10 protein-coding genes are annotated in these 12465 nt (G+C 41.4%); 3 read left to right on the top strand and 7 right to left on the bottom strand.

The window, feature by feature from the left end:
- Window positions 1-134: 134 nt before the first annotated feature.
- Together garD and AZH43_RS07270 are read right to left on the bottom strand one after the other, a co-directional pair.
- Window positions 135-1682 carry a galactarate dehydratase gene (garD, locus tag AZH43_RS07275; RefSeq protein WP_067668220.1) on the bottom strand — a complete coding sequence of 516 codons (1548 nt, stop codon included), beginning with the start codon at window positions 1680-1682 and terminating at the stop codon, window positions 135-137.
- A gap of 59 nt (window positions 1683-1741) precedes the next feature.
- On the bottom strand, window positions 1742-3121 hold the full coding sequence (locus tag AZH43_RS07270; RefSeq protein ID WP_067668218.1) for an MFS transporter: 1380 nt from the start codon (window positions 3119-3121) through the stop codon (window positions 1742-1744).
- A gap of 434 nt (window positions 3122-3555) precedes the next feature.
- On the opposite strand from AZH43_RS07270, the gene kdgD reads away from it, so the two are divergent.
- From kdgD to AZH43_RS07255, 3 genes are all read left to right on the top strand, one after another.
- On the top strand, window positions 3556-4467 hold the full coding sequence (gene kdgD, locus AZH43_RS07265) for a 5-dehydro-4-deoxyglucarate dehydratase (RefSeq protein WP_067668216.1): 912 nt from the start codon (window positions 3556-3558) through the stop codon (window positions 4465-4467).
- A gap of 34 nt (window positions 4468-4501) precedes the next feature.
- The gene (locus tag AZH43_RS07260; RefSeq protein WP_067668214.1) at window positions 4502-6088 is read left to right on the top strand and encodes an aldehyde dehydrogenase (NADP(+)); all 1587 of its coding nucleotides are present in this window, start codon (window positions 4502-4504) and stop codon (window positions 6086-6088) included.
- 370 nt (window positions 6089-6458) lie between these two features.
- A complete protein-coding gene (locus AZH43_RS07255; protein ID WP_067668212.1) occupies window positions 6459-7172 on the top strand; it encodes a FadR/GntR family transcriptional regulator in 714 nt (237 codons plus the stop codon).
- 102 nt (window positions 7173-7274) lie between these two features.
- On the opposite strand, the gene AZH43_RS07250 is transcribed toward AZH43_RS07255, so the two are convergent.
- The 5 genes from AZH43_RS07250 to AZH43_RS07230 all read right to left on the bottom strand — a co-directional run bounded on the left by AZH43_RS07250 (window position 7275) and on the right by AZH43_RS07230 (window position 12281).
- Window positions 7275-7811 carry a DUF2058 domain-containing protein gene (locus tag AZH43_RS07250; RefSeq protein ID WP_067668210.1) on the bottom strand — a complete coding sequence of 179 codons (537 nt, stop codon included), beginning with the start codon at window positions 7809-7811 and terminating at the stop codon, window positions 7275-7277.
- 14 nt (window positions 7812-7825) lie between these two features.
- Window positions 7826-8500, bottom strand: a complete 675-nt coding sequence (locus tag AZH43_RS07245) for a YoaK family protein (RefSeq protein ID WP_067668209.1) — start codon at window positions 8498-8500, stop codon at window positions 7826-7828.
- A 36-nt stretch (window positions 8501-8536) separates the two neighbouring features.
- Window positions 8537-9733 (bottom strand): serine/threonine transporter SstT, encoded by a 1197-nt coding sequence (gene sstT / locus AZH43_RS07240; protein WP_067668207.1) that lies wholly within the window; start codon window positions 9731-9733, stop codon window positions 8537-8539.
- A gap of 207 nt (window positions 9734-9940) precedes the next feature.
- Window positions 9941-11677: a SulP family inorganic anion transporter gene (locus AZH43_RS07235; RefSeq protein WP_067668205.1), complete on the bottom strand. Its 1737-nt coding sequence runs from the start codon at window positions 11675-11677 to the stop codon at window positions 9941-9943.
- 280 nt (window positions 11678-11957) lie between these two features.
- Window positions 11958-12281, bottom strand: coding sequence for an ArsR/SmtB family transcription factor (locus AZH43_RS07230; protein ID WP_067668203.1), 324 nt, complete (start codon window positions 12279-12281; stop codon window positions 11958-11960).
- Window positions 12282-12465 lie beyond the last annotated feature (184 nt).

The raw sequence follows: 12465 nt of genomic DNA, 5'->3' as shown, positions 1-12465 counted from the left end.
AGAGACATTTTCGATGTAATGAATAAGATAGAAACAGATTGAAATTTTACTGTTTATTGAACTTTTCAGCGTCTGAAATGGAACCAGCATACGTCATTTATATTGGTTCCATCTTCAAAGCAAATAGATTGGCCTTAGGTCACAGGCGCTGGATTAAATACTGCAAGTGAATTACGCAATCCCCAATGATCTGACCATGTGTTTTTTTCACCGCTTGCAACAGCGAGAATTAATTCAAATAGTTCCCAGCCAACCTGTTCAATCGTTTTTTTACCAATGGCGATATCTCCAGCACTGATATCAATTAAGTCGTACCAGCGGTTGGCAATATTATTGCGGCTCGCCATTTTGATGACAGGAACAGCAGCTAATCCATATGGTGTGCCGCGTCCAGTTGTAAAGACCTGCAAAGTAATGCCAGAAGCCATTTGCTGAGTCCCGCAAATAAAGTCACTGGAAGGGGTCGCTGCAAAAATCAGTCCTTTTTTGGTCGGCTTTTGTCCAGGCGATAATACTTCTACAATTGCAGAGCTTCCTGATTTAGCAATTGAGCCCATCGCTTTTTCGACAATATTATTCAATCCGCCTTTTTTATTGCCGGGTGTCGTATTCGCACTGCGATCGACATGACCTGATGCTAAATAATTGTCATACCATTTCATCTCACGGATGAGATCTTGCGCGACTTTCTCATTTTCTGCACGAGGGGTTAGAAGGTGAATGCCATCACGGACTTCTGTCACTTCAGAAAACATGACTGTTCCGCCGCAGCGAATGATTAAATCTGAAGCAAAGCCTACAGCAGGGTTCGCGGTTACACCCGAAAAAGCATCACTGCCGCCGCATTGCATGCCAACAACGAGATGTTCGGCAGAAACGACTTCACGCTGACGCTGATTAAGTCTTTCCAGATGGATTTCAGCAACAGCCAATATATGGTCAACCATGCTTTGGAAGCCATTATGTTTTTCATCTTGCAACTGAATAATGTCATCATCTTCTAAAGGAATGCGTTTGTTTTCAACTGGGATGTTCAATAAGCGTTCAGGCTGCATTTTCTCGCATCCCAAACTCACAACCATGATTTCACCGCCAAAATTCGGGTTAAGCGCCAAGTTGTGAATGGTACGGATAGGCACGATTGCCGCAGGCGCATCAATAGCCACACCGCATCCGTAAAGATGGTTCAAACCGACAACACCATCGACATTTGGATATTTAGGCAATAAATCCCTTTCAATAATTTTTACAACAAAATCTACAATGCCTTCTACGCAGTTAACACTGGTGCTAATGGCCAGAACATTTTTTGTCCCGACAGTACCATCTTTATTTTTGTAGCCTTTGAATGTATAGCCGGTTAAAGGTTCAAGTGTTGGCGCAGGACGGGTTGCCATTTCTAAAGAATCAAGTTCAGGTGCGTCAGGCATTTGAGTTACAGCTTCATTCACCCATGAACCTGCAGCGAGAGCTTTATTGGCATATCCTATAATTTCACCATAGCGGTAAATAGGGTCATTTTCTTTTAAATCGAATAAAACAACTTTATGGCCTTGCGGTACATATTCAATCAAATGAATGTTCTGATCTTCAACATAAGTTCCAGCAGGAAGACCACCATCATTCACGACAATAGCAACATTATCTAATGGGTTGATTTTAATCAAAAGAGGTCTTTGCATAATGCATCCTTGTTTAAGTAGGCTGACTTTTAATTTAATAAAAGCCAGCGCGCCGAAGGTTAATGAGATGAAGTTGTTTTAAGCTGGAAACGTTCAATTTTGCCAACTAAGAAAATGTAGCTAAATAAGGCAATGAGGGCATGAATGCCGACGAAGACCAATGCTCCATTGAATGAGCCTGTGGTGCTTAGGATATAGCCAATGACAATTGGAATGACAATGCCGGCGGTATTGCCAAAAGTATTGAATAATCCGCCGCTTAAACCAATCATTTCTTTCGGCGCTACATCTGACATAACCGCCCAGCCAAGAGAACCGAAGCCTTTACCAAAGAACGCTAGAGACATGAAGAAAATAATTGCCGTTTGAGAGTCTACATAGTTGCAAACCACAATACTGGTGGAGAGCAGCATACCTAAAATGATAGGCAATTTACGGGCAAAGGTTAAAGATTTATTCATTTTGATTAAGCGGTCTGAAATCAATCCACCTAAAATTCCGCCAATAAAGCCGCACAGCGCAGGAGCAACCGCTGCAAAACCAGCCTGTAAAATAGTCATATTTCTTTCTTTTACAAGGTAAACAGGGAACCAGGTTAAGAAGAAATAAGTCAAGCAGTTAATACAGTATTGGGCAATGAAAATACCCAGCAGCATGCGCGAAGAAAGCAGCTGTTTAATATCGGAAAATTTGGTTTTAGACTTCTGGTTTTCTTGCAGGTTTTGCCCCATATTCACCAAACCGCCGCCATCCTTAATTAATTCCAGTTCTTTGGGATTAACTGTTGGATGATTGACAGGACTGTAAATGACTTTTAACCAAATAAAAGAAATCACAATACCAAGACCGCCCATCACCCAGAAGATGGATTGCCAATGAACTTGAGAAACCAGCCAGCCCATGAATGGCGCAAATATTACAGTTGCAAAATATTGCGCTGAGTTGAAAACTGCGGCGGCAGTACCGCGTTCCTTTGTTGGAAACCATGCCGCGACAACTTGGCTATTGCCTGGAAAAGCAGGGCTTTCGGCAAGACCGACTAAAAAGCGCAGCAGAAATAAAGAGCTGATAATAAGCCCAGTATTGCCTAGGTAATGAGTGAACCCAATAAATACAGTGAAAAGGGACCAAAGAAAAATACTCCAAAAGTAAATTCTTTTAGCGCCGTACTTATCAAGCAGCCACCCGCCAGGGATTTGCCCTATGACATAAGCCCAAGAAAATGCAGAAAAGATATAACCCATTGTAATGGTGTCCAGTCCTAAATCTTGCGACATAGGAGAGGCGGCCATTGAAAGCGTTGCACGATCACCATAATTTAGCGCGGTGATCAGAAAGATCATGGCTAAAATATAAAACCGTGTTTTGGTATGAGTCGCCGTTTTTTTACTCACCGAACTGATGCCGGCCGTAGTATGCCTTACTTGAGAATCTTCCATATATAAACTCAAATTTCAAACCTGCTTAAATTCCGTAAAGCAGGTGGTTTATGATGATACCTTTGCACTGGCTCGCCCGTAAAGACAGCTGAGCTTGCTTAGCAAAAGGATACTTAGATATTGAATTGTCATGAGACATCATATGACTAACATTCTATGAATTGCAATTGCTTTGTATAAAAATTTAGAAATAAAAAAATAAACATCCTAATTTCAATGTCTTGTAATTCTAAAATGCAATTTTTTAAAAAATTGATTAGGGAAGATTACGGCATATCATTATTCTTTAAGAGTTTTATTGATTTAAATAACTTTAAATTACAGTGGTTTATAATTATTTCTGCTTATAAAATAGCATTTTAGGAAATTTTTTCTTGCATGATGAGTTTTATGATATAAGATGTCATACAACATACACAGCAAGGAGTTTTCTCATGGATGCAGCAGTACTTAAAAATATCATTTCTGATGGTTTACTATCTTTTCCAGTAACTGATTTTGATGAAAAGGGTAACTTTGATAAAGAATCTTATAAAAAACGTTTGGAATGGTTAGCGCCATATGGCGCAAGTGCTTTATTTGCAGCTGGCGGTACAGGGGAGTTCTTCTCTTTAACAGCCGATGAATATTCAGAAGTGATTAAAACAGCTGTTGATACCTGCCGCGGCACAGTGCCAATTATTGCCGGTGCTGGCGGTCCAACACGCCAAGCAATCGCTTATGCGCAAGAAGCTGAACGTTTAGGCGCACACGGTATTCTTTTAATGCCGCATTACCTGACAGAAGCAAGCCAAGAAGGCCTGATTGAACATGTGAAGCAAGTGTGCGATTCAGTGAATTTCGGTGTAATTTTTTATAACCGCAGTGTTTCACAGCTTTCTCCGGAATCTTTAATCAAGTTGGTAGAAATGTGTCCTAACCTTGTTGGGTTTAAAGACGGCTTGGGCCAAATTGATACAATTACACAAATCACGCATGCACTGGGTGACCGTTTAGCATATATCGGCGGTTTGCCTACAGCTGAGCTTTTTGCTGCGCCTTATAAAGCATTGGGGGTGCCTGTTTATTCTTCCGCTGTATTCAACTTTATTCCAAAAACAGCTATTGAATTCTTTAATGCTGTACGCAGCAATGATTCAGCCACAGTAGACCGTTTATTGAGTGACTTTTTCTTGCCTTATATTAAGATTCGTGACCGCAAAGCAGGCTACGGTGTAAGTATAGTAAAAGCAGGCGCTAAGATTGTCGGTCATGATGCGGGTCCAGTACGTGCACCATTAAGTGATTTAGATGCTGAAGAAATGAAAATGCTGGCAGATTTAATCGCTAAATTAGGTCCTCAATAAGTTTTAAGTTATCGGTGCAGTTTGGAGAATGCTCATGAGCGAAATTACTGGAAAACAATTTATCAATGGTCAGCGCGTTGCAGCAAATACGCCTTCATTGGAAAGTATTAATGCAGCAACGTATGAACCAACCGGTTTTTTGTTTAGCCAAGCAACCTTAGAGGAAGTGGATCAGGCAGCTCAGGCGGCGCAAGCGGCATTTAAAGTCTACAATCAGACTGCACCAGAACTGCGTGCGCAATTTCTAGAGGAAATTGCAGCGCAAATTGGAGCGCTTGGTCCTCAACTGCAAGAAATTGCGTCTATTGAAACGGGCTTGCCATTAGGCCGTTTACAAGGTGAAACAGGCCGTGTAACTGGTCAGCTTCGATTATTTGCGCAAGTTGTCCGCCGCGGCGACTTCTTCTCAGCGCGTATTGATCAAGCTATGCCAGACCGTAAACCTATGCCGCGCGTAGATTTACGTTTAGCTAAAGTTGGCGTAGGGCCTGTCGCGGTTTTTGGGGCAAGCAACTTTCCGCTGGCATTTTCAACCGCTGGCGGTGATACAGCAGCTGCGCTTGCTGCAGGCTGTCCTGTAGTCTTTAAAGCGCATTCGGGCCATATGGCAACAGCTGAATTAGTAGCTTCGGCAATTCAAAAAGCAGTTGAAAAATGCGCTATGCCTGCTGGGACATTCAATATGGTCTTCGGCGGTCGTATTGGTGCAGACTTGGTTGCACATCCCGCTGTTCAGGCAGTTGGTTTTACAGGATCGTTAGAAGGCGGCATGGCCTTGTATAACATTGTCCAAAAGCGTCAGCAGCCAATCCCTGTATTTGCAGAAATGTCGAGTGTCAATCCATTAGTCGTTTTACCTCAGGCCTTAGCTGCGCGTGGCCAGCAAGTTGCTGCGGATACAGTTGCATCTTTCAATATGGGATGCGGGCAGTTCTGCACAAAACCAGGTCTTATACTGGGGGTGAAAAGCCCAGAGTTTGAACAGTTTATAGAGGGGCTGGTTAGCGCTACTCAGGCTGCAGCGCCACAGGTGATGCTGAATCCAGGGACGTTGAAAAGCTATAAAGCCGGCATTGATGAACTGGAAAATGAGGCCGGTTTTGAAAAAATAGCAACTGGGGAAAAAGCCGTTTTAATTTCCCAAGGAACTGCACATTTATTCAAAGCAGACCAAAGCGTATTGCTTTCCGGCAATGCCAAATTACAGCATGAAGTATTTGGCCCAATGTCTGTTGTGATTGCTGTAGATGATGAAGCGACTCTATTAAAAGGTATTGATCAGCTTGGAGGCCAATTAACAGCAACCATCATTGGTGATGATGCAGACTTTGCAGGCGCCGAAGATTTATTGAATCTTTTTGCAAAGAAAGCGGGCCGTGTGCTGTTTAATGGTTTCCCAACGGGGGTGGAAGTTTCCGATGCCATGGTTCATGGCGGTCCATTTCCAGCAACAAGTGATGCGCGCGGTACATCAGTCGGTACGTCAGCTATTGATCGCTTCTTGCGTCCTGTTTGCTATCAAAATACGCCTCAGGCACTGCTGCCTGATGCTTTAAAGGATGAAAATCCTTTAGGTTTAAACCGTTTAGTGAATGGCCAGTTAAGTACTGCGGCGCTTTAAGTTTTTAAAGCATGCAAACTCGATTCAGTGCACAGTCCCTGAGTCGAGTTTTGGTATTTAAAAAAGGAATTATCAATTACATAATGCCCGAGCATTTTTGTCACAAATTTTAGATAAAAACAGTGCAGAGCGAGCATTTGAAATTGCCAAATAGGAGCGAAGAGGCCCTTGTCAATCAGCGGGCATCTGAAAAGTATCGCAATATGGAATCTGCTGATCAAAAGCAGATGCTGCGATATGCTGATAAAGTTAAAGCAATGTATTAAATAGTTATTTTGATTTATTCAATCTCCACCAAAATCTATTTACTATATTTATTTCTGTTATAATAATAGCTATATTAAAGGTTGATTATTGAGCATTTTTATATATGTCTAGTCCTCTTAGATCTAGATCTACAAAAAAATTAAGCCAGAATATTGTTGAAAATTTGATTGAAAAAATTCAATCAAATGAGTACCAAGTCGGTGATAAAATTCCAACTGAATTGGAGTTAATAGACCTTTTTGATGTGAGCCGCTCTGTTATTCGGGAGGCGATTACAGAATTGCGCTCTTTGGGATATGTTGAAACCAGACATGGCATTGGCACTTTTGTTAAAGAGCATCAAGAAGAACAAAGCTTTTTATTGTCGAATGCAAGTTTAGAAACAATCAATGATATTGTTTCTCTTTTAGAGCTGCGCATTAGTTTAGAGTCTGAGGCCGTTTTTCTAGCATCGGAACGCCGTAAAGATGCGCATATTAAAAAAATGAAAGCAGCATTAGATGATTTTGAATCTCATATCTCAGCTAGCGCAAATGATGGAACCGTAAAAGCAGATTATGATTTTCATATTGCCATTGCGGAAGCGTCAGAAAACCAATACTTTGTGGATTTTTTAAAGTACTTGGGCGAAAAAATTATTCCGCGGGCGCGTGTGAATTCAGTGCAAAAAAGCACAGTTAATTTAGAAGAATATTTGCGTGCAGTACATCATGATCACATGAATATTTACAGTGCTATTGTGGATCAAGACGGGTTGCTGGCGCGTCAAATGATGCGCGCTCATTTGTCTAAAAGCATTAAGAAATTTAGACAATAATAAGCAGAATAAAATTAAACCAGCTTTAAGGCATGCTTATAGCTGGTTTTTAGTTTAATGAGATTACTTAACCTCAATTAACCGCTTTATATATCACTGCAATTACCACATTAAATCATCTGGAATAACGTAGGCTGCGTATGGATCTTCTTCATCTGTCGATTGCTCATTCTGTTCAGAATTATTCACGATGATAAAGCCTTCCATTTTTGCATTAATGCGGTCAGCCAAAGCCTTCGGTAAAAAGGCGTAACCTTCTTTGTCCTTGGCAATAACCAAGCTGCCGGCAACCAAAGCATTATAAATTTGCTGGTTGATATAGAGTTTTTTAATTTTCGAATCATCAATAAACTGATAAACGGCATCTCCATCCGTTTCTCGAATTTTATGCTGGCTGATCATCTGTACAATCGTAGCCTTTAACTCTTTTTCATGCAAAACAGCTTTTTTCTCTTGTTCAATCACTTGATCCCGCGCTTGTTTCTGCTGCTGATCCTGCGCAATTTTAGCTTTCATTTCAGCGTCATTGTTTTGTCCAGTACGCTGTTCATGCACTGCTTGCTTAGACAGTTTCTTGGCTTTTTTGTTATCGACTAAACCTGCTTTGAGCAGCTGGGCTTGTAATGCATTTTTGACCATAAGATATTCCAAACTTAATTTTGACGATGTCGATAACGTAAATAAACGGCCCAGTATAAAATGCTTAAGGTCAAGCTGAATACTGCTGGTACCAGAAATGAGTTTAATTTTAATAAAGGATAAACCAAGCTGGCAAGAATTCCGCCAATAAAAAATCCAATTAGAATTAAAACATGCAGAATGACACGCTTCGGCTCTATTTCTAAGCCCCGCACGCGGTATCCTAAAGCCAAGCCTAAATCTGTGAGTACACCAGATAAGTGTGTAGTCCGGATAATAGTGCCTTTGTAGTGGCTGACCATGGCATTTTGCACCCCCATCGCAACACAGGCCCATAATAGAGCATAGCGAGGAAAATAGGGCAGTAAAAGCCAGCATAGGAAGATAAATAAAGCGATAAGGCTTAATGGGATGCCATACAGCCGGCTAAAGCTGAATTGACTGCTGCCTAAAATCAGTCCGCTATAAAATGAACCAATCACATAAGACACAACAATCAGAAAAAGATAGAGAATCGATGCTGGCTGCCAATGAACTACAGCCAAAGCCAGCATACTGACATTGCCCGTCATATGAGAAACGGACTGGTGCAAAACCGTCACCAGTCCAAGCACGTTGATCATGCCCGCATTAATTGCGAGAAAGAACGCACCCAATTGAACCCAAAGGGGCAATCTATAAAAAGGCATAGCGCATCGAATAATTAATATACGTTTATCAGTATATTATCTTAAACCACGGTCTACAGCTGCAGTAAATAATACATCAGTCGAAGAGTTTAAAGCAGTTTCAGTAGAATCCTGCAAAACGCTGATGACCATGCCGATAGCCACAACTTGCATCGCGATATCAGATGAAATGCCAAATAAACCGCAAGCCACTGGAATCAGCAGCAATGACCCGCCAGCTACACCGGATGCGCCGCAAGCTGAAATAGTCGCAACCACAGATAAAATCAGCATAGTGGTAAAGTCAACTGAAATACCTAGAGTATTGACAGCCGCTAAAGTGAGCACCGTAATGGTGACTGAAGCGCCAGCCATGTTGACTGTAGCGCCCAATGGAATAGCTACACTTGCTGTAGATTCTGGAATGCCGAGGCGTTTTGCAAGGTCTAGGTTTACAGGAATATTGGCCGCTGAGCTGCGGGTGAAAAACGCGGTAATACCGCTTTCACGCAGGCACTGCAGCACCAAAGGGTACGGGTTTGCACGGATTACGCAACCAACCATAATTGGGTTGATGACCAGTGCGACAAACAGCATGGTTCCCAATAAAACAGCCAATAAATGCGCATAGCCTGCCAATGTGCTTAAACCGGCTTCTGCAAATGTCACAGCAACTAAGCCAAAAATACCTAATGGCGCAAAGCTGATCACTAAGCGAATTACTTTATTGACCGCATCGGCTGCATCAGACAAAAAGGTTTTTGTGTGATCGGACGCGTGGCGGAATGCAATACCTAAAGCAACAGCCCAAGCCAAAATACCAATGAAATTTGCTTCACCAATAGCAGTGACAGGGTTGGCGACAAAACTGAGCAATAAATTTTTTAAAATTTCAGCCAAGCTGCCAGGGGGGCTAAGCTCACCTTGAGCCGGCGCATCTAAAAAAAGCGTACTTGGAAAAATTACGCTTGAAAGCACAGAACTTAAGGCCGCCAAGAACATGCCTACAGCATACATCAGCATGATAGGTTTAATGTACGCGTTGCTGCTGCCGACTTTAAAGTTTGCAATAGATGACAGAACTAAAACAAATACAAGAATAGGAGCGACAGATTTTAGCGCTTTAATGAACAGATCACCCAGCAGGCTTAAATACGGCGCAGCGTTTGGAAACAGAACAGCAACCAATATACCTAAAATAATGGCAATAATAATTCGGGTTACTAAACTCAAACGCGTGAAAGCAGAGAACATAGAAGGGCCTTGTCAGAATTACGATGACAAAATGTGGAAAATAAGCCGGACATTTTATACTGAAAATCTTTCCGCCTCGAAAAAAAATTAAATATAAAAATTAAGTGCTTATTTTTACAATTGATATTCTAAAAAATTGCAGCCTGTTTTTTTGTAAAAATAAATAAATCCCGCATAAAAACCGCACTCAGCACGGTTTTTACGCTTTTATATTTGATATTCAAACACTTTTGGCGACAAGCTTTGAATTGCTTTAAAGTGTGTTAAATAAATTTGCCCGCTCAAATGCTTCAGTAATTTGGATTGCTGCAATTTATCCATAACGGGGCCTTTAACTTCAGAAAAATGCAGGCGGATGCCCAGTTTAGTCAGTTCACTATTAATATCTTCCAGCATTTCTAAAGCGCTGAAATCGATACTGCTGACACTTGAACAATTGATAATGACGTGCTGCAGCTGGGGCTGCTGGCTAATTTCATTGATTAAAAAGCCTTTGAGCGCATTGGCATTCAAGAATGTTAAATTTTCATCTATGCGCACAGACAAAATTTCTGGCGTGGTAATGACATGATGGCGCTGTATGTTGCGAAAATGCTGTGTACCTTCAACAAGGCCGATTACAGCCATGTGCGGGCGGCTGATACGCCAAAGCATTAAAATAAAAGTAGAGATAATGCCAATGATTAAGCCTGTTGAAATATCAATGCAAATGACCCCAAAAAACGTAACCCACATCGCAATTCCATCAGCTTTGGAATAGCGCCAAGTATCCAAAAACGGTTTAAAATCGACCAGCTTCCAAATAGAAACAATAATGGTCGCAGCCAAAATTACTAAAGGCAGGTCTTTAAAAAATCCTGTGAAAAATAGAGTAACAACGATAATCAGCAAGGATGAAAACACGCCGGCCATGGGAGTTTTCGCTCCAGCATCAGCATTGACCACTGTGCGCGATAAACTTCCTGTCACTGGAAAAGCGGAGGTTAAGCCTGCGCTGAGATTTGCGACCCCTAACGCAATCAGTTCTTGATTGCTGTTTAAGTTGCTTCTTTGCTGTAAGGCTGTGGCTTGAGCAATCGACAGCGATTCGACAAAACTGATCATGGCTATCATGGCTGCGCCGGGCAGCAGCTTGATGACTAAATCCCAGTTCCAGTGCGGAATGCGCACTGGCGGGAAGCCCGACGGTATTTCGCCAACGGTTTTTATTCCTATCTCTTTTAGCCCAAGGCTCAGAGTGAGCGTAATTGAAATCACCACCAAAATTAAAGGCACAGCTTTGATTATAAAATTGGTTGAACCGATTTTGCTTCTTACTGACTGGCTATGCAGCAGTTTCGGTACATAAATCAGAAACAATATAGAAGCGATGCCAAATACGAATGAGGCAAAATGAGCCAGAGATAAATATTGCCAAAGGCTCACGATAAATTCAGGAATATTGTTGCCGTTAAGCGGGACATCCACCAGAAATTTGAATTGGCCAAGCGCAATCAATAGCGCAGACGCAATAATAAAGCTCTTAATGACGGGATGGCTGATCAGCTGAATCAGAAAGCCAAAACGCAGCATGCCCAAAAGCAATGAAATGATGCCAACCATAAGCGCCAGCAGCATAGCGGCTTCAATATAAACAGGAGAACCAGCTTCAAAAAGCGGATTTAAAGTGGCAAAGGTCATCATGGAAATGATGGCCACTGGGCCGATCGACAAAGTGGTGCTGCCGCCGATGATTGCATACATAATCATCGGGATCATGCTTGCATATAAGCCCATAATAGGCGGCAAACCGGCAAGCATGGCATAGGCCATGCCCTGAGGCACCAGCATTGCAATAACAATGAGGGAAGCCAGCAAGTCAGATTTAAATTTGCCAGCGCTGTAGTCCTGAAGCCATTGCCAAGCAGGAATCAGCTGCACAATACGGAGTTTTGAATCTGGCATAAAAAAATCTAAATCACAATTTAATATATATTATGCATAAAAAATGATAAGAAGTCTCGAAGAACTCAAATGAGTTTTTTTATGGCGTAATTAACTTTGCTTTCAGAAAATATTAAAGCCAATGAAATCAAAAAATAAATATTAATAGGAAGGAGGGAGTAAGAACGAATTTATGAGGAATTTATTTAAAGTGAAGGGTGTATTGAATTGATTTAAAAATAGAATGCAAGCTGTCAGCGTTTAATTATAAGTTTCTGCTGTCAGCATAAGCCAGTGCGGGTTAAACAGCGTTTAATGCTTTGTTGCAATACAGCTCATAGAGTGTCTGTAAAACAGTGACTAAGTTTTGATCTTTAATAGAGTAGTAAATTTGCTTGCCGTCACGGCGAGTGGTCACCACATCACTTTTTCGCAGCATCATCAGCTGTTGAGAAAGCGTCGGCTGATTGATTTGCGTAATCTGCTCAATTTGAGAGACATTCAATTCCTTTTGAGCCAAATGGCATAAAATCAGTAATCGATCAGTATTTGCCAGCGACTTTAAAACGCCAACCACTAAATCCGCAGAATCACGCATGCTGGTGATCTCTATATCGCTATTCATTCAGGGGGTCCATTCTGCTTATGCAACGCGCTTAGTATACGGTTATCAGGCTTGAATACATTGAATTAATCATAGATTTTTTATGGTTTTTAGTGAACATAATTATTGCTTTTATTGATATATGATTTAATGATGCATCAGATATTCTTATTGCGCAGTATTGGTGCAAAAAATAATCAAAAAT

The sequence above is a fragment of the Acinetobacter pragensis genome (assembly GCF_001605895.1).
In the GTDB taxonomy this organism is placed as follows: Bacteria; Pseudomonadota; Gammaproteobacteria; order Pseudomonadales; family Moraxellaceae; genus Acinetobacter; species Acinetobacter pragensis.
The sequence above is the reverse complement of the archived record's forward strand: the minus strand, read 5'-3'. Positions and strand labels throughout refer to the sequence as shown.